The following is a 26,928-nucleotide window of genomic DNA, read 5'->3' on the forward strand; positions in this document are numbered from 1 at the left end:
TTTCCTTGTAATATTGATATCAACACCACTTTCCACGACTGACGAAAAGGGTTGAAAGAAGCATAGTGCGCAGGTTGGAAAGAGAGAAACTGTTATGGCCTATGAATGTGATAGGCCTCATTTATGTTATTCATCTATGGTCTTGTCATTAAAAACAGCAACCATCTAATCAAAAATAAAAACCTTACTTAACAAAAATCTGAATTCGACTTGGTTAATTTTTTGTTAAATTTCAGTGGTTTGTATAACAGATATATTAGTAATGTAGATAGGTAATGAGCGGTAAGTCACCAATATTAATGTTGGATAAGATTTCTAACTTACGCCTCTATACGGTCCATTTTTACTTGTGTTAGTTTGCTCACTGTTGCTTTTATAAAATCAAGCGAATAGGGAATATTACCTTGATAACGCAAGCAAATTTCAGCCACCTCAGTTCGTTGAGTCGGCGAAAAATTTCAGCAGTCTCGTTAGTTTTCCCTCTTAGTTGGTCATTCATTACTTGGCAATATTCAAAAAATAAAAATAGAACAACAAAGGATTGTATTATGCCCACCTCCAGTCTTAAAACTACCCATCGAGAAGCCTTTCTTGAGGAAGCGTGTGTTGAAAATGACTTATGGACTGTCTACGACCAATTTGCCAATCAGGTGGCGTTAACTCCAGAAGCGGTTGCCATACGTTTTGAGAATCGGTCAATGACTTATTCTCAACTGGCGCAGCGGGTCAACACGATCGCTTTGGCGCTTGCACGGGCAGGCGTTGTTCGTAACAGTTTGGTTGCGGTTCACCTAGAAAGAAATATCGATATGGTCGCTTGTACATTAGCGACCTTAAAATTAGGGGCGGGGTTTGTGCCTTTGGACCCGACTCTACCTGATGAGCGCAAACAATATATTATTAATCATGCGCAGCCAGTGGTGTGTATTAGTGAAACTATTATCCAAACTGCAACGAACGAACCACTCACTGTAAACTCAGAAGATTTAGTCTCCCAACGATACGTTAAGCCCAGTGAAATTGATGCTTATGCTGACTCAGAAGCCTCATTTCAGTCTGAACGTGGAGAGATCGCGTACGTAATTTATACATCGGGGTCTACTGGGCAACCAAAAGGCGTTGCGGTCAGTCATGCAAGCCTTCAATACTTCTTTCATTCGTTTTCTCAAGTCCTCGAATTAGGTGCGCAAGACACTTTTGTTGCGTTGACGACTTTTGGTTTTGATATTTCGTTATTAGAGTTATTACTTCCGCTCACCATTGGCGGAACGTGTCATCTGGTTTCATCGAGCGTTGCCAAGCAACCTGAAATGTTACGAGCATTACTCGATGAAGTGCGACCGACAGTCTTGCAAGCCACGCCCTCTACGTTTGATATGCTGTTAGATGAGGGGTGGCTTCCTAGCCCTGAAACCAATATTGTTTGTGGTGGTGAAGCTTGGAGCCCTGAATTATTTTATAAGCTGACTCAGGCCGCTAACGTTTGGAATGCGTATGGGCCGACAGAAGCAACGATTTGGACTTCACTGACCCGCATTGACAAGCAACGTGATTTATCTGCTTGCTCATCTTTGCCTATTTCGAAATACTTTCCCGGCGCAACCTTAGTGGTGCTGAATAACCAGATGCAGCCAGTATCGGTAGGTGAAGTCGGTGAGCTTTATATTGGCGGACCTGGCTTAGCTTTGGGGTACTATCGTAACAATGAGCTAACGGAAGAAAAATTCGCTCCTCTTTCTATCGATGGCAAGCCAGAAGCAAGGTTCTACCGAAGTGGTGACGTGGTCCGTGTTCTCAATCAAGATGAGTTTCATTATGTAGGTAGGACGGATCATCAACTTAAGCTTCGCGGCCATCGAATGGAAGCCGGAGACATAGAACACCATTTATTAGTCCATCCTCTTGTGGATCGTTGTGTTGTCGGGCTGCATGACAATGAGGGGCAAAAATATTTGGTAGCATGGTACACAGATAAAAACCCTGCAGGGGAAATTGAGAGTGATCATACGGTACAAGATTGGGGAGACATTTATGATCACGCTTATCGTGAAAGTGAACAAGCATCATTGGATTTCGATACCAGTGGTTGGAACAGTATTTATACTGAGCAGCCGATCCCAGAGCCAGAGATGCGCCGCTGGGTGGATCGGACAGTAACAAGAATTGAAGCACTGGCTCCTAAGAAAGCGCTTGAAATTGGCTGTGGTACAGGTCTGATTATGTACCCACTGTTAGAGAAAAATGTCGATTATACTGGGATTGATCTCTCAGCCTCTGCCGTTGAACGCCATCAGCAACACATCAACGCAAAACATCTAACCAATTGTCGAGTCATTCAGTCTTCTGCTGATCAAATTTCTGATTTGCCGCATGAGGAGAGTCATGGTTTTGATACGATCATCATTAACTCAGTGGCGCAATATTTCCCTCAAAAAACTTACCTAGATAATGTGCTTAGAGATTGTCTGGTAAAAGTAGAGCAAGGGCAGGTTTTTATTGGTGATGTTATCGACTTACGTTTACAGGATGCTTACTACAGTTCGGTTATTTTAAGCAAAAACAGTCAACGAGCTCGTGCCAGTGTCATGAGAGAAGTGGCTCTTAAAAAGCAATGGGAAAATGAACTGCATATTGACCCAGAGTACTTTCTCAACTTTGCCCACCAGCACAGTCAAATTACAGGTGTGGCATTGATGCCTAAACTGCTTGATGACAGCAACGAGTTATGCCGTTATCGTTATGATGTCGTTTTGTATGTTGGCTCAGAATGCCGTTCATTACCAGATAATGATTCGATTCAATGGAGCGCTGAATTTGACATTAAACAATGCTTAGAGCGAGGGGAAGACACGATCGTTGTTCATGGCTACCCAAGAAAAAATATTTTGAGTGACTATGAATTCTTGATCAATGCATCCCAAGAAGAAACCCAATCGCATCACGTGTTGAGTGCCACTGAGCTTGAAGCTATAGCACGTCAATATGGCTATCAACTGCAGGCTTATCTGGACCTAGGGAGTGCTGAACAGGCGTTTAAGATGGCGTTATGCTTCACTCGAAGTATTAGCAAACCTTATGCTGTTGCTTCTCAAACAACGGCAAAAGTCACAACCAATTCACCTTACTCAATGGCGAAGACTTCAATGATCACCGAAGAAGAACTCCGTTCATACAGTCGAGACGTTCTGCCCGCTTACATGGTGCCGGATGTGTTTATGCATATGACGCAGTTCCCATTAACAGCGAATGGGAAAATCGATCGTAACTCGCTACCAGCGCCGACTTTTCATCGCCATACTATTCTTCAAGACGATACTGAAAGCGGCTTAAAGGGAGACATTGAGAGTAAGTTAGCCTCTATTTGGCAAAAAATATTAAGTTTGAGCTCTGAGATCAGCCGATACGATCATTTCTTTAAACTCGGAGGCCATTCTTTAGGAGCTATTCGAGTTGCCTCGGAAATTAAAAAAACCTTTGGAGTTTCATTACAGGTGTGTGATTTGCTGCAAGCGAATACTTTAGAACAGCAAGCGGAACTTATTGAAGCAAAACGATAAGTGGATTCATAAAAATGGGGTTACGTTGGAAAGATCCAATACGTAACCCCAATAAATAACTTAAAGCAGAGCCGCAGGATTAAAACGCAGTACGCTTGTAACGACGGTATACTGGCTGCCAGAATGCTTGTTCAATAGCATCGTTAAGTGCCTCATCAGTGATCTCCAACGCAACACCTTGCTCCATCGCTTTCTTCGCTACCGCAAAAGCAATCTTTTTGGAGACCAGATGGATCTCTTCTAATGGTGGTAATAAGGCACCGTTACCGTGGATCGCAAGAGGAGAGCAGCTAGCGAGCGCACGGCTTGATTCCATCAACATTTCATCAGTAACACGTTTAGCGTTCACTGCTAATACACCTAAACCGATACCAGGGAAGATGTAACTGTTGTTACACTGAGCAATTGGGAAAGTATTGCCTTCATGTACAACGGGTTCAAATGGGCTACCTGTTGCTACAAGTGCTTCACCATTGGTCCAACGAATAATGTCATTTGGCGTTGCTTCTACACGGCTAGTTGGGTTCGATAATGGGAACACAATCGGACGTTTACAGTGTTTGTGCATCTCTTCGATCACTTCTTGGCTGAATAGACCTGGTGCGCCAGAAACGCCAATAAGAATGGTCGGCTTCGCATTACGCATCACGTCTACCAGTGAAAAGCCGTTACCTTCGCTTTGCCAAGATTTCGTGTTGCTTGCTGTTTGGACTAGGCGCTGTTGGAAGTCAAGCAGGTTTGGCATGCCTTCTTGCAATAGGCCCCAGCGATCAACCATGTAAACTTGTGAGCGTGCTTTTTTATCGGAAATACCTTCTGACACCATTTGAGCAATGATTGCTTCTGCAATACCACAGCCTGCTGAGCCGGCACCCAAGAAGGTGATACGCTGATCAGAAAGCTTAGAACCTGCTGCTTTACATGCCGCAAGTAGTGAGCCTACCGTTACCGCTGCAGTCCCTTGAATATCATCGTTAAAGCAGCAAATACGATCTTTGTAGCGCTCTAGCAGTGGCATTGCGTTTTTCTGAGCAAAATCTTCAAATTGAACCAGAGCATCAGGCCAGCGGCGTTGAACTGCTTGGATAAATTCTTCGACAAAGGCATCGTATTCTGCGCCTGTGATACGTGGGTGACGCCATCCCATGTACATTGGGTCAGCGAGACGCTGAGGGTTGTTCGTACCAACATCTAGCACGATAGGCAGAGTGTAAGCTGGGCTAATACCACCACATGCTGTGTACAATGAAAGCTTACCAATCGGAATCCCCATACCACCGATACCTTGGTCGCCGAGACCTAGAATGCGTTCACCATCGGTAACGACGATAACTTTAACGTTTTGGTTTGTGGCATTGTTCAGGAGGTCATCAATGCGATCACGGTTTGGGTAAGAAATAAACAACCCACGACCACGACGATAAATGTTCGAGAAGTTTTCACAGGCAGCACCAACGGTTGGCGTGTAGATGATAGGCATCATTTCTGTGACGTGATTCTGGACTAAGCGGTAATAAAGCGTTTCATTGGTATCTTGGATATTACGCAAATAGATGTGCTTATCCATATCACTTTCGAAGCTTTTGTATTGTTGATAAGCACGCTCGACTTGTTCTTGAATTGTTTCGGTACTCTCAGGGAGTAGACCTTCTAAGTTAAAAGAACTACGTTCCTCAGCAGAAAACGCACTGCCTTTGTTCAAGAGTGGGGTAGACAGAAGGGCTGGGCCCGAATAAGGAATATAAAGTGGGCGCTTATCGTTGTTCATCGTGTGCCTTATGTGTAGGGTTTGAAAAATAATTACAAAATTCTAACGGGTTCACTCTTTATTTGTAAACCATCGTTGATGTACATCGTCCAAAAGTCACAAAAAAACATCAATAGTGATTAAAATATCATCAATGAGAGCTGTGCTAACGAACAATCATCAAGGTTACCTCATGGACGCTCGTCTTTTAAATCGATTTAATTTATATCCAAGCATCTTGAGGTCACTTGGGTATATTCCTATTTTAAGCAATGAATGGAGGGCAATTAGGATCTTGAGATGGCTTGAGTATATAATCTTTGGTGATTTACAATCAGATGCAATTTAGAATCAGACAGTTATAGAAAGATAGAGAAAGTTATTAACGTGCCTCAGTTACCTATCGATGGCTTACAAGCCAAATTTGACCAATTTATTCAGCAAGATCACCTTGTCGTGCAGGCGGAAACTGGCTCAGGGAAATCAACCAGATTACCATTATGGGCGGCGCAGCATGGACGAGTCTTGGTTATCGAGCCACGCAGAATCGCCTGCACTTCCTTGACGGAATACCTTGCTGAACAATCACAACAGGCCTTAGGACAAGAGATTGGTTATGCAATAAAACTGAAGGCACACTTTGATGACAACACTCGGATTGTATTTGTGACTCCGGGCGTCGCTTTGCGTTGGTTTGCAGAAGATAAACTGGCGAAATTCGACATTGTGATGGTCGATGAATTTCATGAGCGACGCTGGGATATTGACTTATTGACCGCTATTTTGAAACAGGAAAAGCGTCATCGTCTTGTTGTCACCTCTGCCACGTTAGAGGCAAAGCGGTTGGCCCATTATCTAGGCGCTAAGCAATTACACTCTGAAGGTCGATGCTTTCCCGTTGACGTATTCCACCATGCTGCAGACAGTGCACATCTTCCTAAGAAAAAGAACATCGAAGCTGAAGTTGTACAAACTGTACGACAAGCCATTCAAGATAAGCAAGGTGATATTTTGGTTTTTTTGCCAGGCCGCAAAGAAATCACCCAATGCGCCCAAATGTTACAAAACCTAGATGGCATCATGGCAGTTCAACTGCATGCTTCTGTCGGAGATGAAGAGCGACAACGTGCGTTAAGTATTCAAAAACTACGCAAAGTGGTGCTTGCAACTAATGTGGCAGAAACGTCGCTCACCATCCCTAATATCCGAGTGGTCATTGACAGTGGTTTAGAGAGAAGAAACATACAGCGCAATGGCCGTACGACTCTGACGTTAAGTCATATTTCTAAAGCCAGTGCAGCTCAGCGCACAGGCCGGGCAGGGAGAATGAGTGAAGGGGTTTGTATTCGATTGTTTGGTGAACACGCTCCATTAGAATTGGTGACTCCCCCTGAACTGCACAGAGAAGAGTTGGTCGAGCCGATGCTTGCCGCTGCCTGTAGTGGTTATCACTTGTCTGATTTGTCTTTTCTTGATCCTTTGCCGGAAAAAACCTTACAAGCCGCTTTAAAAACATTGCAAGCCATGGAAGCTTTAGATGTAAGCTGCCAAGTAACGGAACATGGCAAAAAGTTGTATCCGCTGCCGATTGATACCTTATTTGCTGATTTGGTCACCCGCATACAATCAAAGGCTGAAAAAGAAGCAATGATCGATCTGGCCGCTGCGCTTTCCATTCCTGCACAGCTCTATCAACTGCAAAGTAGGGATGTAATGGAGGTTTTGGCTCAAGAAGAACCATTGGGGTGTGATGCGAGCTTGGTGATCCGTTTAGTACGAGGGGAAAAGCTGACAGGGGTTAACGTTGACCTCGGTGTACTTGATGAAGTTCAGCACTTAGCTCGGCAAATGCGTGCGGTATTTGAACTGCCAGAATTAGAAGTGGCTTCACGTTACCGGCGCGATGACTTTGTGCGAGTCATTGCGAAACTGCATCCTGAATTGTTATTTGTGCGCCGAGAGCGGCGAAGAGATGCGCTCGGTAACGGTGCAGTAGAAATGATGATTGGTCGAAATAGTCGATTTACTGAACATAGCGAAGCAGCATTAATTCTTAATAGCCATAGTGTGCCCGGTAGAGGAGTAAAGCAAAACCTCAATTTAGCATCTGTGATGATGCCAGTGCCGCTTAGTTTAGTGCATGAGTTAGAATTAGGAGAGTGGCAACAAGGAGAAACCACACTTGAGGAAGGGCAGCCAAAAGCGTGTATGAACTTAATTTATGCAGGTCGAGTGGTTTATTGTCAGCAAGTTGAGTTACAGGGTCACGTTGCTATAAGGTCGATTGTCGATAGCATCGCAGTCGGTGATTTAATCCCTGGTTTTGCCAAACTGAGGCGTCAACAAATACAGCATTGGCAAATTTATAATGCCTTGGGTTTGAACGCTGAGTCAGTTGATAAAACAGCACTTTCTGCCTTATCTTTTGAGACTTGGCTGGAGGAACAGTTGAACATTCTGGGCGTAAACTGTGTTGAAGATATCGAGCTATTTGAGGCAGAAGATCTGCTATTCGATGGTATTCCTGAATGGGAATATGAGGAGTTTGCTCAACGTTACCCGCTTAAGCTGACACTCGCGGAACTTAAATTGGATGTGGAATATTTTGTGGCCCGTAAGCTGGTGCATGTTGTTTATCGTGAAGGGAATAGAAAAGGAGACCCTAAACGTTGGGAGTTGCCACGCTGGGCAGGGTGGAAAGTTCAATACCGTAAAGCCAGTCGAGTTGTTGATATAAAATGATATACCCAAGCATCTTGAGGTCACTTGGGTATATATTAGCTTGAAGTCACTTGGGTATAAGAGAATGTAATCTATTTGTAACAATCTCACCTCTGATATTTCCTTTCGGTGTAAAGTCATCCGTTTAAAGAATGAAGTGTCATATTCTATTGTGCGGTAAAAAGGCAATGAGATATATTCTCTTTCAGGATCTTTAAGGCAGTTGAACGTATCAACATCAATTAAAGTCATTGGAATCGTGAGGAAGCGTATGGAGCAACAAGGAAAGAGCTGCGTTGAATTTGACTACACCACTTTTTTGGGGGCAACCGCAAGTAAAAGGTGGACGTTTTTAGAGGCGGTGTCAACTATTGCCCCAATCTTCAGCTTGATATGGAAGCAGAATATTGACGATCTGAGTTCAGCAGAAGATAAGCTATGGAATAGAGCATTAAAAGCGTTGTCATCACGTCGAAGTGATGAATCTAATCTCGTCAACCTCGTTGGTCTTGCTCAAGAGCAAAATGTACATCAACTGAGTATTCTTATGCCGTATCCGTTAGACCAAGAACAAATAGAATATATTGAAAGTCGAACTCAACACAGTCTAAAGATAGTAGATTCAGAGACCATTTTTATTAACATCACCTAGTTAGTTTCCTTATATACCCAAGTGGCCTCGAGATGCTTGATTCAGAGCGAGGTCACTTGGGTATAAAATTACCGTTCGGATAATAGGGAATTTTATTTTCTTCTCATAATTACATTCAAATTGAAATTCAAAAAAAGATATTTTTAAATTTCATTTAATTATATTTTTTATCCAAAATGGCACTTATTAATTCTACAGATAGTAACTAAACTTATCACACTAATATTAACACCCGAGAAATTCGCAGGTGCGGTTATCAACCGAACGCTGTGGGTTTTTTGACTATTGTGATGAGTATCAATGCCGCAAAAGTATTGCCTCTCCAAGCTTAATTAAGTGAAAAAGTCATTAACCCAAATTTCTACTTGAATGAAGCATCGATGGATCACTTGGGTACAAATCTGACAGAACGGAGTTCATTATGAAACAATATTTGTCCAGATTTAGTGTGATAGTGTTAAGTTTGTTCTTATTCGCTTGTGGTGGAGGTTCTTCTGATAGCCCATCTCAAACGAGTGCTCAACAAACAAAAATCACTTCAGAGCTCAATGCCTACGCGATGAGTGATTCATTATCAGCACAATCATCAGGTGAACCAATATTACTGGAAGGGGAGCTTAAGGCAACCAATACAGAAACTGGCGAGGCGATCACCCAGGTTTGGAAAGCCTATCTTGACCTTGCTGATTTCTCTTTAGACTCACAGACTACGGTTGGTTTACAGCCTGGTAGCTACGTTATCGAGCTGTTGCTCGAAGACAACGAAAACCAATACTACGGGGTGAAAAACCAGCAAGTTGACGATGGTGAAGTGGTGATCGATATGGTCTTGGCGCCTTTACTTGGGCAATTCACCTCTGACATATCAAGCAAAGAGCGATCAGCAGAAATTTCGCTGTTGTTCGAAGATAATCAGATTTCCTTGACCGATCTTGAAACACCATACCTCGGTGTGACGTTAGATAATGGCAGTGAACTGCGGTTTCTGATTAATAAATCGGTCATCGAAAAAGCACCGACATTAAACATTCTTTTTGGTGAATATGAATTAGATTTGAATATTTACGATGACGATAAACTTGTTGGTCGTCTCGCTTTGCCGGACCAGAAATTAGTTGTGGATGAAACGTTTACCGCAGCCAAGTATGTTTTGGTACCTATGGCTGGTATTACGGTATTAGACTTAGGCACGGATGATGAAAATGCAGAGTTAGTGCTTAAACTGCCCAACGTGATAGTCAAAAATCATGATGGTTTTATGGCGCAGCTACTGATTAGAATGGATGAAAGCGTTATTATTTTAGATGAGATGGTGACGTTTGTTCCATCAAGTGATGACCCAGATTCAATGGAGTCTATTGTTACTTGGCCTGTGCCATTTGGTGATGTCAGAAATGGACAATTTTCAATGACATTAAAACTGTTTGAGGAATCGAGTTCTGCTCTTGCGTTTGCTTCTTGCCAATCAGACAGTTTTTCTCTACAAAACCAAAGTAAAACCATTGCCTGTCAATTGAATTTTAATCCACTTCAGGGTGAGCTGATCAGTTCTTTGAGTTCCGCGGTCATCATTAATGTTTATGATATTAATGGTAACCCTGTAAAAGATGCCAATGTTTACTTAGATGATGAAACGACAGTTGCGGGCGTGACAGGGCAAGATGTGCACACCAGTGATGGTGCTTTAGTACTTAATGTTGCGCCTGGAGAGCGCGTTTTTCGAGTTGAAGCTCTTGGCTTTGGGGCAACAGAAACCGTGACGCTTGATCCGCTGTCAATCACCAACATTGATATGAACTTGTATCGCCGCACCAATAGCGATCCAACGGTTGACGTTAACAATTATGATATTCGCCGTCCATTAGAAGTAGGTGAAATATTAGAACCTACCTCGGATCAATTGTCATTGGAAAGCGCGCTTCGCTTAAAACTGCCACAAATCAAGGTTAAATATGACAAGCGTTATGGTACAACTCGAGTACTCTATAACAAAACGGGTTATTTGACTGAGGCGAATCCAACCCAAACGAACAGTGATACTGTTAATGACTTCCTGTCGGATAACAAAGGTCTGTTAGGTCTCTCTACGCTGGACATTCAAAATGTCGTACAACAAATGAATACCACGGAAACCTCGGGAACGGAGCGACATTATTTGAACCAAAAACATCATGGTTTGGATGTCGTTAATGCCATTTTACAAGTGAATGTTAACCGCGATGGACGAGTGATCAGTGTCAATAATACCTTTACTCCTTACATCAACTCGGTGGTCCCAAGTAAGGAAGCCCCTGTAGTATCTGCACAACAAGCGATCATCAATGGCTCTAGAGCGCTAGGGGTGAGTGTGGCTTATTTACCAAAAGTGGAAAGCCAAGACAGCCTTGCTGATGATATGAGCACAATACTGTCTTCTCCCAGCGCTTCTATCAGCCCGATTAAAGCGAAGCTGGTTTACTATCCTGTTAAAGCCAGTGATGTTCGTCTCGCTTGGAACTACTTATTGGTGATGAGAGGCCATAAGCATGTTTATGACGTGCTCGTTGATGCGAAAACTGGTGAGGTATTAGCTTATTTTGACCAAGTCGATTACGACAGTTATGAGGTGTTCCCATACCCTGTAGAGTCCCCTTCTCATGCGACACCTGTTGATACTCGTCAAATCGTTGTTAACCCTGCCGCGAGCCCAGGTTCTCCATGGGGCTGGCATGATACAAATGCAACCATGGGAGCGGAATATACCATCATGCGTGGTAATAACGTTCATGCTTATGATGATTCCAATAACTCCGGCTCACCGTCATCGGTAGAACCTGATTGTGGTGCGGGACTGGCGTGTATTTTCCCACTGGATTTGACCCTACCACCTGAAGATAACATGTATTCTGCAATCGCAAACTTGTTCTACTGGAACAACATTATCCACGACATTACCTACCTGTATGGTTTTGACCAAGCTTCAGGTAATTTCCAGGTCAACCAGTATGGTGCTGGTGGCGTGGGTGGTGATGATGTTCGAGCAGAAGCCCAAGATGGCGGTGGCATGAACAACGCTAACTTCTGGACACCGGCCGACGGTACCAGACCAAGAATGCAAATGTACAACTGGTCTCTTACTACGCCACATCGTGATGGGGACTTCGATGCGGGTATTATTGTGCACGAATACGCACATGGTATATCGAATCGACTAGTCGGTGGCCCAAGCAATGTTAACTGTTTGAGTAATACACAGCGACCATCAGAAGGTATCAGTGACCTTTACGGTTTGATGATGACACAACCTGCTGGTGGTGCTGGCACCGACCCTCGTGGTATCGGTACCTATGCGCTTGGACAACCTATTACGGGCGCAGGCATCAGACCGCAGCAATACAGTACCGATCCAGCCGTCAATACCTACACCTATGAAACCATTAGTTCAGGTATGTCAGTACCACACGGAGTCGGTTCAGTTTGGGCTCAAGCTGCTTGGGAAGTCTATTGGGCTTTGGTTGATCAACATGGATTTGATGTCGATCTATACAACCACACTGCAGGGAAAGGTAATCATCGCGCGATGTTGTACTTTACGGAAGGTTTGAAGAATACCGTGTGCTCACCAAGCTTTACTGAAACCCGTGACGGTATCATTCAAGCTGCGATTGATAACTACTCTGGTGAAGATGTGTGTTTAATTTGGCAAGCTTTCGCTGATTTCGGTCTAGGTTCAGATGCCGTGTCTCCAAGCAGCAGTTCACTGAGTGTCACTAATGGTTTCTCAGTGCCAGATGCGTGTGATGATACCGACGTTTGGGTAGAAGATACACATTATGACTACACGGGACCGAATCCTGACCTTGGTAATGAGCCAGATGCGAACATGGTCGGCAAGAGCATGTGGCGCAGTAAAGCGATCTGGAATAGAACATCCGTGTCGAATCCGGGTAGCCATCAAAACCCAGAGTTTGGACAACAAAACGAGATCTACGTGAATGTTCAAAACCGAGGGGCGGCGACGGCATACAATACCACTGTCGAAGTTTACTGGGCGAATGCATCGACTGGTCTATCATGGCCAGGTGATTGGAACCTATTAGGAACAGACACGATCGGGTCATTAGCGGCAGGAAGTAATACGAATGCCAACGTGGTTTGGACACCTCCGGGTACAGGACATTACTGTTTTATTGCACGTATTGTTAACCCACAAGATCCATTGACCTTCAGCGAAACCAGCGATGTTAATTATAATACGAGACAGAATAACAATATTGCTTGGCGCAACATGAATATTGTTGATTTATTGAGTAATTTAACTCAGCTCACCAGCTTTAATGCAGGTCTCACGTTGAAATCAAGCCGTACGTTGACCCTGCAGATTGGGACACAAGAACAAATCCGCTTTATTCGTGATGGTGGTGCCGTTCGTATCAATCTTGCTGAAGCAACCGGAGATGACAACTGGATTGAAATCACCAAGATGCCTTTCCACCTTGGTGATATTAAGATCCCAGACAATCGCCGGTCGATACCACTGCAAATTATGTTCGAGGCTGGACCAATGCCAATTACTCACGATGAGGTTGGACAGTACCATATTGATATCATCCAACTTGAGCATGATGACAATGGACAGCTTGTTGAGGTCGGTGGTGTTGCGTATGAATTGCAAACACGAACTTATCTGACCGATACCGATAGAGATGGTGAACCTGATGTTGAGGATAGTGATGACGATAATGACACCATTCCTGACTACAAGGACCCATATCCTTTGGACAAAACTAAATAATCTCTAAATCAATATCAAGAAAATAAAGCAAAGCCCTATTTACTATAATAGGGCTTTATTTTAACTATTAAGTATTTACACTGCGATAACAGATTTTGTACTCTCTGTGTGAACTTACATAGAGGACATATATTATGTTTAAATGGACATTAATCTTTTCTTTACTGACTCTAGCTAATTACGCATCAGCATCGCTTGATCCACTAGGTGGCGGTAATATCCTGTAATCTATCATTGATTAATATCGCTGATAAAACACTTAGAATTTGATTTTTCTCATACCCAAGTCATCAATGATGTCTTGGGTATTTATTTATCAAGTAAGTCGTCTTTAAGGTTAAAGTAATGAACAAGAAACAATGGTATGTAAAATCCAGTATTGCTCTGGGACTAGGGTTATTCATTATTAATAATGCGTTTGCGGATGAATTTATATTTAATAACCCCGATGGTATGTATATACATGTCGAGGATGACGCTGGAAACAAGCTTTATCACTCACCTGCCTACATGGCAAAATTTGATTGGCAACCTAGTTCAGAAAATGTCATTGTCACTGCAATTTCTGAAGGAAGTGAAGTATTTCGTAAAATCTTTTCTACCTCAAAACTGAGCGATATGAATTGTCATTATTCGTTGTTGATTTCATCGCAAGATGGGTACAAACATGATAAATCTTCCCTTTCTGCTCAAGCATGTACCAATGATGAAGACATGTACTTCTCAGAATCAAGTGTGCCCAAATACAGTTTTGATAACCTCTCTGGGTTGCACGTCTATCCTGCTTTTTCACAACAAGATTCTGAGTTCGAAATGGATAATACGATGGGCTACCTAGAACCAGGCAGTGTCAAAACATATACTCCAGCCGATGTTTATTGGTCTTCACCGCACAGAGATATTGAAGAGGGAACAATGCTATCGGTTGGCTTTTACAACCCATACAACTCAAGCTATGTGGTGTGTGAAGAGCAAGAGTCTGCAATTGGAGCCAAGACTTTCCTGATTAATCATGATGGTACATGTAGTGTAAAAAATCAGGTTGAAGGTTGTGCTAATGAATGGCAGTCGAGCAAATTTTACAAGACCAATGATCGTGTCGCGTACGATGGCAGTGTTTGGGAAGCCAGATTTTACAACATTGGTGTGGCGCCTTCACATTCTAGGATCAACCTCTGGCGCTACCTTGGTGTACTAAATTGTGAATAAGCACTATTGACACAATAAACCCAAGCATTTGATGTTAATTGAGTATGAAATAAAAACAGTGAGACTAAAAACGCCCAATTCGAGTAAATTGGGCGTTTTTAGTCTCACTGTTTTTAGTCCTACTAAAGCAGACGAAACCTCACCGCTAATCGATCAAGCCATATTCTCTGCTTAAAATGTCAATGATTTCAGCTTTTGGGTTATCACTGAGCTTAATCGGCTGACCCGTAATTTTTTCTGCAATGTTAAGGTAAGTACGAGAAATATCCATGAGCGCCTCTGTCGGCAAGGCATTATCGCGTGCTAACGCTTCACGCTCTGGCATACGTTCTTTGTTGAGCAGAATGTCTGGGTCGGAAAAATGGTTCAGTAGGAACTGGCGAAAGCCTTCTTTTGAATTCTCAACAATCTGGCCATTTTTATAGGCTTTTTCATCCCAGATACGAGAAGAGTCTGGAGTACCCACTTCATCCATATAAATTAGTTTTTCATTCCCTGCTGCATCTGTCACGTAACCAAACTCAAATTTAGTATCCACAAAGATTTGCTCAACCTCTGCTAGAGCCTGACTAATGACACCAAATCCATCTTTGAGCAGTTTTTCATACAGCGCAATATCTTCCACATTGGAGAAGTTAAATGCTTTATAGTGATCAATGATGTTCTGTTGTGTGATGTTGACGTCATCCGCTTCCGGAACATCAGGAATGCCGTATAAAATGCCTTTTGTTGAAGGTGTGATAAGCAGTTGTGGTAAGGACGTATCTTTTTGTAATCCTTCAGGTAATTGGATGCCGCAGAACTCACGTTCCCCTTTGGCATAAGCACGCCACATCGACCCGGTGATGTATTGGCGACAAATGGCTTCAATTTTAACTGGCTTTGCCTTTTGTACAATCCACACAAAAGGGTGGGGGATGTCTAGGATATGGCTGTCAGCGAGGCCGTTGTCTTTAAAAAGTGTAAACCAATGGTTAGAGATGGCATTAAGTGCAGCACCTTTGCCCGGAACCCCTTGTAATCCACCTTCACCGTGCCAAATGCAATCAAAAGCAGAGATGCGATCACTGATCACCATAATGGCCAGCGGGGCATCGGCAGACACGTTATATCCTTTTTGTTTGATAAGTCGTGCGCTGTCTTCTTCGGTCAACCAGTAAACTGAGCGAACTTTGCCGCTGTGTACGGGTTTGTCAGTACGAATTGGTAGATCATCATTAACAGCAAGTACTTGATTAGCAAGGCTCATTGTGACATTCCTATCATCTAAATCAGTCATAATAAAGAGTCGATACCCAATGACAACAATCACTGAATATGTTGAATGTGGGCATCATACACAGTTATGTCAGAACTCTCCAGAGAAAAAGCAAACGTTTGCTTTGTTGGGGGAGGAGGTGAGAGAAGAGAGTTGGAATGTTCTCGGATATATTAGAAATACATGAAGGTTAGAATTTGCTTATATGCCAAAAAAGTACAGAAGTGACTCAATATAAATTAAATTGAATAAATAGTAATTTTAAACTTTCTTTGTGACAGATATTTTTATTTTAGATTGAATTGTTTCTAATTTTTGGAAGTTTTAAATTAAAATTTATTTTTAATACTTATCAGATTGGTTTAAATACATTTCCAGTTCTAATAAAATAACAGGCTTATTTTTTTTGCGTTTATAAATAAATTAGGAAAATGGAATGAGAGTCAAAATAAAAAACATTAAAACTTTAATCTTGCTTACACTTCCTCTTGTCACAAACAGCGTATTTTCGGCTGAATCGATTCATTGTGAAGGGAAGGTCAAAGATAGTTGGGTTGAGCACTCTGGTACATTGATAATCAATACAACATGGAAAAATTCGGTAGGTCTTTGCAATATGAATCGACCACATAACAATATAAGCCCAGAGACGTGCAAATCTTGGGCGAGCCTTGTTATAGCGGCCGTAACCACCCAAAAACCACTATTAATGCAATATTACAACCTAGAAAAGTGTAGTGATATCAAGACTTATGGTGCCTCTGAGAAACCGCATTATGTAATGCTTAGAAGTGGTCTTGAGTGATTAAAGGGAATTGATGAAATGAAAAAAATACTGCTTTCTTTAAGCTTACTACTTTGCTCTTTTTATGCGGCTTCTGAAATGCAATATGTTTCCAAAGTTGTGCCTAAAAATCTTCATGTCTATAACTTGAGCGGGGACACCTTTGTGGATCTCCAAGCAAGCGGCTGCTCTAACTATCGTTATTACCTTAGCCCAACTCACCCGAAATATGATGCTATTTTTTCATTATTTTTGTCTGCCCAATTAGCCAGAAAAACGGTGTCGATAAGGTTCGATGGTTGTAATGCGCAAACGCAAGGAAAAATAGTCGGTGTATTCCTTGATTAGAGATTTGGAACATATTCAAAATATTTCCATTTATACAATTTCTTAATACTACAGAGTGACTAAAAATAATCCATAAGGAAATAAATATGCGTTACTTACTTCTTACTTGTGTCCTTCTTTGTTCCTACGCTGCTAATGCTTGGCATGGTGATGTAAGAGGAAATATATCTAATATCCATGTAAACAATGGCGAAAACTACGGCTTCAGAGTGATATTGAAAGGAAATAAGCCTCTTTGTGGAAATGAACATACTTGGGCCTATTTAAATGAGTCTGACTCGAATTACGAAACGTATGTAAGTGTACTACTTGCTGCAAGGCTCGCAGACAAGCCCGTTACGATTTACAGTAATCGGGAGACTAAGAGTGGTAAAAACCACTGCCATATTGGGTATATTGCTCTATAAAAAACACCTTCGGTTTACTATACCCATCATCTAAAAAATAATTTTAAGGTAATAACATTGAAAAAGTTTTCATTATTTTTTGCATTTTTTACATTTCTTATTTCATCAAACTCATTTGCACATACATCTTTGCAGAATATAGAGAAGATCCAAGTTGAGCTTGGGCATATTTATATTGTTAGTAAAGGCTTTGTAAATGTTAAAGGTTGCGATATCGGTAATATAGTAAAACTTGACAAAGATTTTCCAGGTTTTAAAGAAATGTACAGCATGGCCTTAGCTGCTTATACAACAAAAACACCGATTGGCTTTTGGATTAAACAAGAGTGCGGTCCAAGCCCTTGGGCTAAAACCGTGCCCGTAGCTTATGCATCTTATCTAGCTCAAAAATAACCGAACAGGTCATATATATGAATCAATACATACGGCGTTCTGTCTTTGTTGGTATTGCAATAGGCAGCGTTACTGCTGGTTATTTTCTTATGCAGCCAGATCAAGAAAGAGCGGAAATAAACGCCCAATCTCAAAATAAACCGGTAGAGCAGAGTAGTGAAGAATTGACCCTCAGTGATGACGTGGCCTTTCCTTCTCCGGTGATCCAACTTCAACAAACGATGGCAGCAGGTATGGTGCAAGTTGCCGAGCCTGAATTAGAGCTTATCCGCGGAGATCTTGAGGCATTTTCTGATGAAAATATTCCTGAAGATTATCCCATTCCTGATGAGTTGGCTGAATTAGAGCTGCAATTAGAACAATTTAAACAACTTCAACAACGTCTCGATACACAAAAAGGACCAAATGGTGAGCAATAACCATTTAATAAATAAAACCACGATATGGGCGCTTTTGGTTGCCTCATTCTTGCCGGGGCAGGCGATTTCTGCCTCTTCCACCCCGACCCTAGAGCTATCAGGGGAATACAAAACCAGTGGCGGAAATGCGACTTACTCTGTTCCTATCAGTATTGCACCAGGTCGAGCGGGTCATCAGCCAGTGCTGAATTTGCGTTACCAAAGTAATTTACCCAATGGCCTTATGGGCATCGGCTGGCAATTGGGCGGACAATCAACCATCTACCGTTGTGGTAAAAACTTAAACATCGACGGCTTAAAAGGTGGGGTAGGCTTTAACCAAGAGGATCGTTATTGTCTGGATGGCGAACGTCTGATCGCCGTTAACGGCGCGGATGGAAAAGACCTAACGGAATATCGTGTTAAGAAGAATGGTTACGATAAAATCGTTTCATTCGGGGATAGCGGTGGCTCTGGTCCGGCTTACTTTAAAATTTGGCGCACGGATGGCTCGGTTTTAGAGTACGGGGTTAGTGCCGATTCTCGGGTTGAACTACCTAATCAATCACATGTTTACAAGTGGGCGATCAATAAGAAAACTGACGCCAGTAAACATAATCATATTCAATACCAATATCGCGAAGATAATGCGGCGGGCATCCATCAACTGCGTAATATCAGTTACGTGGGCGGAAAAGTCGAGTTCCGATACGAAGACCGCAAGGACAAGAGCTCACAATATTTATTTGGCAGCGTGTTAAATCGCACCGAGCGCCTCAAACAAGTGGTCACATTTGATGCTGATGCTAAACAAATCGGCACCTATGGTATTAATTATCGCTACTCTAACGAAACTGAGCGCAGTCTGGTAAACAAGGTGCAATATTGCTCTGTACAAGGCGCCTGTAGTACGCCTATTGATTTTGAATGGGTAGACGAACTCGCTCAAAACTCAATGAGAAAGAAATCTTCTCTGGATTTTGCCCGAGCCAACTATTTTGATGTCGATAGAGACGGCAATAAAGAGTTATATGGAGTAGAAATTCTCGAGTCTCATTTTGAAACGTGTAGTTCTCGTAGGCCTAAATTCAATCCAAATATCTGGGCTCAAAGAGGTAGATATCGAAAAACACCAGGAAAAATTCGCAGATTAGATGGAACATATACAGGACCAGGTGATCTAGGCAGCTTTGCCTTAATTGGAAGCATTGATTCGCCAGCTTTATACTCTTTATCAGTGCTTAGTCCAAATGGCGTGTGTGGTCCTCATGAAACGTATGATTATTGGCGATTTGCTGATGTAAAGGATGTGAGCAATTATACCCCAGAACTTGATGGTTCCATGAAGCAATATGGCAGCAATTTAAAATTTGCTGCGGATCTTAATGGTGATGGTAAACAAACACTGCAAAATAAGCCTACTTATAAGAAGAAACCGAGATCAGTTAAGGTTATTGATATAGATAATGATGGTCGTGATGATTGGGTTTATGTTGATACGGATCATAAAAGATTGATCTTTCGACTATCTCAACGTAATCATGCGGTTTATTCTTTGCCAGTCCAAACCAGAAGCTATGGTGGTCAGGGACGTACAAAAGAATATTTTAGTCTTTCTCATGTGAATTTTCGTGATATTAATAACGATGGTTACTTAGACTTTTCTGTTATTGATTTAGAGCGAAGAGGGGTTTCAGTTTATCTATTTGATGGTAAAAACTACATTAAGTCAGCCAGTTCACAAAGTAAAATATTTAACTTATCGTCCCCTCATCCAATTAACATTATCGATTTTAATGCTAATGGGTATCCTGAGTTATGTTTGATAAATACTTGCTGGGCTAACGAAGCGGGTAAAATTAACTTCCAAAAGCCACGTACGGTTGCTGATATCAAAGACGTCTATCTGGTTGATGATCTTAATGGAGATGGGGTTGATGATTTTGTTGGTAGTGTTGGCGAATCTTCGAGTAAATACCAAGCGTATAAGCAAACTTCGTATAAATACCAATCAGAAGGCAAAGCCTCTAACCGAATAAAAGCCATTAAAGAAGCTTTAAAGTCCTTTGAGATAAACTATAGCTCTGCAACAAATAAAACGGTACATACTCAAAAGCGCTATTTTGATTACCCTTTCTTAAATACGACCCCTGTACGTTATTTAGTCAGGGAGGTCATTAAGATCCCATTAGGGGCGGGTTACCCAATGGGCCAATATTATTCATTATCAGTTTTGCCAACCCGTTATTCATATAACTATGAAGGGGCTAAGTATCACGCTTTAGGCGGCGGTTTTTTAGGTTTTGAAACCATCACGGAAGTTGAATCCATAGCATTTAACTTAACCAGTATTTGGCTTAATTCTTATGAAATGACGACAACAGTCAGTCATTACAACCAGTTAGATTTGAAAAAAGCAGGAGAACTGAAAAAAGTTGAGGTCTACAAGCATGTTGGTAAAAGGCGGTTTATTTATCAAGCCTCAGATAAAATCACCTCAACAAGCTACGAGTATCAAACCGTAGATAAGGGAAATGGCGCTTACCAAGTCTATCCTAGTAAGGTCATTAAACAGCAGTTTGAGTCCGGCGCGTTACAGAAAACCACCCAGGTATCCAGCTCCATCAATGCCTTCGGTGCGATCACTCGCGAAGAAACCACAGTCAGCAATGCATTAAACCGCAAAGACCGTTTTACGACTCGAGTGGACAATCAATACCTGTCTCAAGGCTACAGTACAACGTCGTATACCTACAACACCATTACTTCAAATACGGTGTCGTACATGGCAGCGAAGTTTGCTCGTTATCAAGATGGGCTGACGGCGTATTGTTCAACGACAAGTAAAGACATCTACTTTAAGCCTGAAGATCGATTTGTTCTTATTCATGGCGATGTGGATACACCCATTTTGGTGACGCAACACCAAGAGCGTTTCCGTTATCACGTGACTGGCACCTCGCGTGACCCTTACAATGGCATCACTCAACAAACAGGTGCGCTGAGTCAAATCAGTCAGGCAGAATTTGACCGTCAAACCTTAACGCCATGTGGGCAATATCAGCTAGGCAATGTGATTGGAGACAGTCAATTGGAGCTGAGTACGACGACCAACAGCGTGGCTCAATCGGTCACCCAAACCGGTCAAGAGTACTGGAAGGTTGGCGCTCGCTCACGCAGCGTGAAAACCATCACTGACCATCAATCAGGGTTAAGTAAAACCACACAAAATGACTACAGCTATAACAGTCAAGGGCTGCTGAGTCAGGCGATAACGTCAGGCTCTGAATACGAAACGGGCATGGGAGGAGGAGGCCGATTAGCGTTTGCCTACCAATATGATACCTGGGGTAATGTGGTGAGTGAGAGCCAATCTGGCAGCGACTTACCTACTCGTACCACGCGTTATGGCTTCGAAGCGAACGGATTAAAACTCAAAACAACCACCAATGCCAAAGGTCATACGATCAGGACGGTTTATGATGGGCAAGGTCGTTTAGTGAGCGAAACCAGTGCGCTTAAAGGCCGAACTACGCGTTACGAATACGATGCGTTTGGTCGAGAAGTACGCCGAACGTTACCTGGGAAAAACAATCGCATCGAGCAAACGTATCAGTTGGGTGCGCAATGTGAACACCGTTTATCCACTACGGCGTCTTGTGTCACGACCACACAGAGCAATGGTGTGACTCAGGTAATGCAGTATGATTATGCAGACCGAGAAGTGCGCCGACTGCACCGAGCTTTTGATGGTCGTTGGGTGGTTGTTGATACTGGCTGGGATAGGCAAGGCCATAAAACCTTTGTTACGACGGCTCAGTTCCTTGACCAAAAAGGGAAAGCGCCTCGTGTGACGTTTGAATACGATAAGTTTGATCGTGAAATTCGTCGTATTGAGCCTGCGAATCGCGGCACATTAGCCATTTTTACCACACAATATAAAGGGTTCCGTATTGAGGGTACGGATGCACGCGGCTTTAAACGCAGCACCACACACAATGTGATGGGGCATGTGATCCGTAAAGACGAGCCATTAGGGGCTTATCAAACCTATCAATATTACCCAGACGGTAAGCTAAAACGTACGCAAGATTCCGCCGGTAATATTACTCAGATCCAATACGATAACCTTGGTTACCGCACCCAATTGGATGATCCGGATATCGGGCATTGGTATTATCGCTACAATGCACTCGGTGAGCTAGTGTACAAGCGTGATGCCAATGGGGTCGTGACTCAAGTCGAGTACGATACCTTAGGTCGTAAGGTGTCTCAAAAGGAAGGGAACGAAACCTCGCAGTGGCGTTATGACGAGCGTGGTGCTTTAGGTACGCTGTCGTGGATGAGCGGTAAAGGCCAACGCAGTGATTATTTCTATGACCAGGCCGGTTTACTGCAAGAAAAAGCGGTCACCGTTGGTAAAGAAATCTTCTCAACACAGTACACTTATGACGCGTTTGAACGTATCGCTCGGGAAGTGAGACCTGATGGCAAAACGAAAACATCGGAGCTGGGTAAACCTGATAATCAACGCCTTGCGGTGGAGTATGTGTATAACCAATACGGTTATGTTTCAGCCGTTAGAAGCCCGAAAACCTTCGCAGATGACATCTTCGCCAGCGCGAAATTCCGCGAAGACATCCGTCAGTTACTTCAGCAATCAATCAATCAGGCGAACCTCTATTTGCAACGGGCGAGCCGTTATGCAAAACAAGAAGGTTTCTTCAGAGAGAAATATCATGAATACCGTAATAAACAGGTCGATGTATTTAACCTAGATGAAGCGGCAGCCAATCAGCTAAAAGACCATCATCGTTATAAACAGTGGTGCGATCAACAAGGTACTTGTTATCTTCGTCCTGCAACATGGGTAATTTTGCATGATGACGTTACCATCCCATTGGATGTCACGTTAGAGGGCGATATCTTCCGTATCGATACCGAACGTACCTCTAGTGGAAGTAAAGATGGATTAGCAACGCATGAAATGACCGCTAACCCAGTGCCGGACAATGCCCTCGATGGTCTGACTCTGACACAGATGCAAGACATGCTGATGTCGGGTGACTACGACGGTAACGGCACGCTTGATATGATGCGCCAAGGGGATATTTACGCAGCCAAAGCGGATGACAGCTTACGTGGAGAGTTACTGTTTGCTGCTGAAGACTTAGAGCAAGCGGCCAATATTGCCCATCGTCAATATAAGGAATATCGAACGTTAGCGAGTGACTTATTGGGGCTCGTCGATAAAGTTGCCAAACTCAGTGGAGTATATTGCGATTTTGCCAATACGTTGGGAGGCGATCGCGTTAATGCCAGCTTAAGAGGTCGGTGTCAAAGTAGCGGTGGTGTTAGCCAAGCCGATATGCTGGACACGATTTTGACCAACGCAGAGTTGGCGGCGGCCAATAATAGCGATGCTTATGTTTACTATTGGCAGCGCCAGTCGACGGATGCATTTGACCATACCTTAAGTGAAATGCTGGGTAATGGTTTGATGAACACTTACGAGCACGACGTCAATACTGGCCGAGTGAACGTGATTGCCACTTATGAAGCGAATAAGGTGTTCAGCTCCGATGGCGTGAGTAAACCATCACGTGCACCACATATCCGTCAGTTACGTTATAAGTACGACAATCACGATAATGTGACCGAGCGTTATGATGAGCAACTGGGTATCACGGATCGCTGGACTTACGATGCACTTGACCGTGTTGACAGCAATACGATCGCATTGGCTGATAAAACGCAGCATGGTTTAAACAACCCGGATCTAACAGGGAAGCGCAGCTATCGCTACGATAAGTTGGGGAACATTGTTTATAAGTCGGATATTGGGGATTACCAATACTCAGGCATAGGCGCTGGACCGCATGCGGTGACACAGGCAAACGGCTTGTCGTATCAGTATGATGCGGCGGGTAATATGCTCAGTGCCAAAGCGAAAGGCAGTAAAACTGATGAACGTATTTTACGTTGGTCTCCGTACAATAAACCGACCAAAATTATTCGTAAGGGTAAGACGGTTGAGTTCTCGTATGATGCCAATCATGAACGTTACTTAAAGCGTTCGTCGGATGGCACCGTGACGTTCTACTTCGGTAAGACGTATGAGCGAGTGAAAAACCTGAAAACCGGTGAAATACAACACCAACATTTTGTTTTCGCTGACGGTAAGTTGATTGCGCTTAATACGCAAACCACAGACAGCAATAACAAGCTGAAGAACAAGCAGATTCGTTACCTGCATTACGATGCCCTTGAATCGGTAGACATGGTGACCGATGGCTACGGCCTTGTGGTGGAAAAACGCAGTTATGATACGTGGGGCAAGCAGCGTCATGTTCTGTGGCAAGACAGCAGCGCAGCCAGCGTTATCCAAGCGGCGATCACAAACCGAGGTTACACTGGACATGAGGAAATAACCGAAGTTGGCTTGATCCACATGAATGGTCGGGTATATGACCAAGAACTCGGCCGTTTTGTCAGTGCGGACCCATTGGTGCAAGCACCCTATGTGGTTAATAGTTTCAACCGTTATTCCTATGTAATGAATAACCCATTGAAGTATACTGATCCAAAAGGGTATTTCTGCTCAGATGCTGACGGGAGTAATGCGAGCAGCAGTTGTGATGTTGGTAGTGATACTTCAAGCAACGATTCTACTGGTGACTCGAATGGCCGTTCCAGTGATGGTAAAGGAAGCGGCGACTCGACTAAAAATAACGAGAGTGAGCAAACGTCAAATTTATCCAGTGAAGGAGAACAAAAATCTCAAGCTGAAGAGGAAGTAGAGAGCGGTGGCTGGATTAGTGCCATTGCAGGTTTAGCCTATGACCTGTCACCTATTTCTACAGTTGTTGACATAGCTAATGGGGTAGTTGAAACTGGCGAGGCACTGGCTGCAGGTGAATTTAAACAAGCAGGAATGGCAGTCGGCGGGGCATTATTTGGTGTCGTTGCTAAGAAGTTCAAAGCACCAGTTAATTTCTATAAGAAAGTTTCTAAGAAATTTGGCAAACAATGCTTTATTCGCGGTACGATGATTCATGTCCAAGGTGGATTGAAACCCATCGAAGACATTCAAGTCGGCGATCTCGTTGCTTCAAAAGATGAATTGACGGGAGATACGGATTGGAAACCCGTAGTCACCTTGTTCCGTAATGAAAATAAGCGAATTTTTAATCTCACTTTACTTAACGGTGATGGAGAAAAAGAACAATTAGGGGTGACTGCTGAACATCCATTTTGGGTTGAAGGCCAAGGATGGGTTGAGGCTGGCGTACTTGAAGTAGGGCAACGTATATCGACGGTAGACGGTGCTGAATTAGCGGTACACTCGATAGCTTATGATGAAGAGCTGCACACAACCTACAATTTTGAGGTAGGCGACTACCATAGCTACTTTGTGGGTGAGAATGGTGCTTGGGTTCATAATGATTGTTCCTCTCCTGAATTTGAGTCGATTCCTAAGCATGGAAAAATTAAGAAAGGCAAAGCAAACCCTGAGCCTACAAACCCGCAACAAGCTCTCGATAATTCGATAGAACTCCCAGGAAAGACGACACGAAGGGTATCTGTTGATAAGCAAACTGGAGAATTTTCAGTTTTCGATGAGCATACGCCAGGGAAATTCCACGGTCATTCAAGGACGTGGAAGGAATTAGATCAGACTATGCAAGCTACATTGCGTAAGGCCGGACTGGTTAACAAAAAAGGCAAGATAAAATGAGCGAATACCAGAGAGTGACACCTGTTACAAAAGAAGCTGCTGAAATTAGATTAAATTTAGCTAAAGGAGAAGAGCTTTGTCTTTTGCTTCTTGCTTTATGTGATCTAGAAGATTGGAAATGGGTTCAAAATGTATATCTGAAATATATATATGATGATGATTTATGGGTTGCATCTGCCGCAATCACAGGAATAGGTCACCTTGCTAGGGTTTCAGGTCAGCTGGACAAAAAAATCGTAGTTAAAAGTCTAACTGATTTGGCCGCAGTAAAGCCAAATTTAGAGGGCAAGGTATGCGACACTATTAGTGATATTGATATGTTCCTTTAAGTCTAATTTAGTGATTCAATGTATACGAGCTAAAGTTTGTTTAGTGTTCCAAAGGGCTTGTTGCAAAAATTGAAGGCGTTTCTGAGGTACCCATTTGGGTGCCTCTTTTCATGCGTAAATTCCAAAGATATTTAAGAGTTCATTGAGGAAGGCGGATCTCTCCTGCACCCTGTTTTGTAACAGATTTGAAATTTATAAAGACTGATTTTATTCAATGCTTTTTAGGGGAATATTAAAGATAAGATTAAAAATTTAAAAATAAATATTAACAATGCAGTAGAATTATTAAATTTAAAGAGATGAAATAATTTAATGTTATTTGTGTGCTTTCTTGAATATATACTTTATTTCTAGCAAAATAACAGACTTTAATTATAAATTTGGGTTTTCTTATGAAAAAGATTCTTTGGCTTTTGCTACTTACCTTCACCTCTTCTTTTTCATATGCAGAAAAGGATTATCAGCACGGAAAAATTAAAATTTAACAGTGACAACTAATGGAATTATGATAATGCTAGATAGTGGGGTACCGGATAACTGTGCTGATAGTAGATATGGCTGGTTATTAATAAAGCAGGAGCATACTGCGCTGACCTCTGTAGTTCTGGCGGCT

14 protein-coding genes are annotated in these 26,928 nt (G+C 42.7%); 12 read left to right on the forward strand and 2 right to left on the reverse strand.

Annotated features, from left to right (window positions below; translation table 11 throughout):
- The first annotated feature begins 548 nt into the window (after positions 1 to 548).
- Positions 549 to 3,557, forward strand: a complete 3,009-nt coding sequence (locus BS333_RS05545) for an amino acid adenylation domain-containing protein (protein ID WP_021710854.1) — start codon at positions 549 to 551, stop codon at positions 3,555 to 3,557.
- Between the two features lie 79 nt (positions 3,558 to 3,636).
- On the opposite strand, the gene BS333_RS05550 is transcribed toward BS333_RS05545, so the two are convergent.
- Complete coding sequence (locus BS333_RS05550) at positions 3,637 to 5,325, reverse strand: NAD-dependent malic enzyme (RefSeq protein ID WP_021710853.1); 1,689 nt, start codon at positions 5,323 to 5,325, stop codon at positions 3,637 to 3,639.
- Positions 5,326 to 5,691: 366 nt separating this feature from the next.
- Between BS333_RS05550 and BS333_RS05555 the strand changes: the two genes are divergently transcribed.
- The 4 genes from BS333_RS05555 (at position 5,692) to BS333_RS05570 (ending at position 14,660) form a co-directional block, all read left to right on the forward strand.
- On the forward strand, positions 5,692 to 8,046 hold the full coding sequence (locus tag BS333_RS05555; RefSeq protein ID WP_021710852.1) for a helicase-related protein: 2,355 nt from the start codon (positions 5,692 to 5,694) through the stop codon (positions 8,044 to 8,046).
- A gap of 250 nt (positions 8,047 to 8,296) precedes the next feature.
- Entirely contained in the window at positions 8,297 to 8,677 is a 381-nt protein-coding gene (locus BS333_RS05560; RefSeq protein ID WP_021710851.1) for a hypothetical protein, read from the forward strand.
- Positions 8,678 to 9,098: 421 nt separating this feature from the next.
- A complete protein-coding gene (locus tag BS333_RS05565; RefSeq protein ID WP_021710850.1) occupies positions 9,099 to 13,451 on the forward strand; it encodes a M36 family metallopeptidase in 4,353 nt (1,450 codons plus the stop codon).
- A gap of 345 nt (positions 13,452 to 13,796) precedes the next feature.
- Positions 13,797 to 14,660, forward strand: coding sequence for a hypothetical protein (locus BS333_RS05570; protein WP_021710849.1), 864 nt, complete (start codon positions 13,797 to 13,799; stop codon positions 14,658 to 14,660).
- 145 nt (positions 14,661 to 14,805) lie between these two features.
- Here BS333_RS05570 and BS333_RS05575 read toward each other — a convergent pair whose 3' ends face one another.
- Positions 14,806 to 15,909: a phosphoribosylaminoimidazolesuccinocarboxamide synthase gene (locus BS333_RS05575; protein ID WP_021710848.1), complete on the reverse strand. Its 1,104-nt coding sequence runs from the start codon at positions 15,907 to 15,909 to the stop codon at positions 14,806 to 14,808.
- 49 nt (positions 15,910 to 15,958) lie between these two features.
- On the opposite strand from BS333_RS05575, the gene BS333_RS22230 reads away from it, so the two are divergent.
- The 7 genes from BS333_RS22230 to BS333_RS05610 all read left to right on the forward strand — a co-directional run bounded on the left by BS333_RS22230 (position 15,959) and on the right by BS333_RS05610 (position 26,315).
- Entirely contained in the window at positions 15,959 to 16,105 is a 147-nt protein-coding gene (locus BS333_RS22230; protein ID WP_218927353.1) for a hypothetical protein, read from the forward strand.
- 636 nt (positions 16,106 to 16,741) lie between these two features.
- Positions 16,742 to 17,050, forward strand: a complete 309-nt coding sequence (locus BS333_RS05585) for a hypothetical protein (RefSeq protein WP_021710846.1) — start codon at positions 16,742 to 16,744, stop codon at positions 17,048 to 17,050.
- An 86-nt stretch (positions 17,051 to 17,136) separates the two neighbouring features.
- Positions 17,137 to 17,457, forward strand: coding sequence for a hypothetical protein (locus tag BS333_RS05590; protein WP_021710845.1), 321 nt, complete (start codon positions 17,137 to 17,139; stop codon positions 17,455 to 17,457).
- Between the two features lie 57 nt (positions 17,458 to 17,514).
- Complete coding sequence (locus BS333_RS05595; RefSeq protein ID WP_021710844.1) at positions 17,515 to 17,850, forward strand: hypothetical protein; 336 nt, start codon at positions 17,515 to 17,517, stop codon at positions 17,848 to 17,850.
- A 17-nt stretch (positions 17,851 to 17,867) separates the two neighbouring features.
- A complete protein-coding gene (locus BS333_RS05600; RefSeq protein WP_021710843.1) occupies positions 17,868 to 18,269 on the forward strand; it encodes a hypothetical protein in 402 nt (133 codons plus the stop codon).
- Entirely contained in the window at positions 18,259 to 25,986 is a 7,728-nt protein-coding gene (locus BS333_RS05605) for a polymorphic toxin-type HINT domain-containing protein (RefSeq protein WP_161622354.1), read from the forward strand. Before BS333_RS05600 ends, BS333_RS05605 begins: the two co-directional genes overlap by 11 nt.
- Positions 25,983 to 26,315: a hypothetical protein gene (locus BS333_RS05610; RefSeq protein WP_021710841.1), complete on the forward strand. Its 333-nt coding sequence runs from the start codon at positions 25,983 to 25,985 to the stop codon at positions 26,313 to 26,315. Before BS333_RS05605 ends, BS333_RS05610 begins: the two co-directional genes overlap by 4 nt.
- Positions 26,316 to 26,928 lie beyond the last annotated feature (613 nt).

The organism is Vibrio azureus, assembly GCF_002849855.1.
Classification (GTDB): Bacteria; Pseudomonadota; Gammaproteobacteria; order Enterobacterales; family Vibrionaceae; genus Vibrio; species Vibrio azureus.

Excerpts from the sequence above, each read along its gene's own strand:
- BS333_RS05545 (WP_021710854.1), top strand. The coding sequence starts at position 549 with ATGCCCACCTCCAGTCTTAAAACTACCCATCGAGAAGCCTTTCTTGAG.
- BS333_RS05550 (WP_021710853.1), bottom strand. The coding sequence starts at position 5,325 with ATGAACAACGATAAGCGCCCACTTTATATTCCTTATTCGGGCCCAGCC.
- BS333_RS05560 (WP_021710851.1), top strand. The coding sequence starts at position 8,297 with ATGGAGCAACAAGGAAAGAGCTGCGTTGAATTTGACTACACCACTTTT.
- BS333_RS05565 (WP_021710850.1), top strand. The coding sequence starts at position 9,099 with ATGAAACAATATTTGTCCAGATTTAGTGTGATAGTGTTAAGTTTGTTC.
- BS333_RS05570 (WP_021710849.1), top strand. The coding sequence starts at position 13,797 with ATGAACAAGAAACAATGGTATGTAAAATCCAGTATTGCTCTGGGACTA.
- BS333_RS05575 (WP_021710848.1), bottom strand. The coding sequence starts at position 15,909 with ATGAGCCTTGCTAATCAAGTACTTGCTGTTAATGATGATCTACCAATT.
- BS333_RS22230 (WP_218927353.1), top strand. The coding sequence starts at position 15,959 with ATGACAACAATCACTGAATATGTTGAATGTGGGCATCATACACAGTTA.
- BS333_RS05585 (WP_021710846.1), top strand. The coding sequence starts at position 16,742 with ATGAAAAAAATACTGCTTTCTTTAAGCTTACTACTTTGCTCTTTTTAT.
- BS333_RS05590 (WP_021710845.1), top strand. The coding sequence starts at position 17,137 with ATGCGTTACTTACTTCTTACTTGTGTCCTTCTTTGTTCCTACGCTGCT.
- BS333_RS05600 (WP_021710843.1), top strand. The coding sequence starts at position 17,868 with ATGAATCAATACATACGGCGTTCTGTCTTTGTTGGTATTGCAATAGGC.
- BS333_RS05610 (WP_021710841.1), top strand. The coding sequence starts at position 25,983 with ATGAGCGAATACCAGAGAGTGACACCTGTTACAAAAGAAGCTGCTGAA.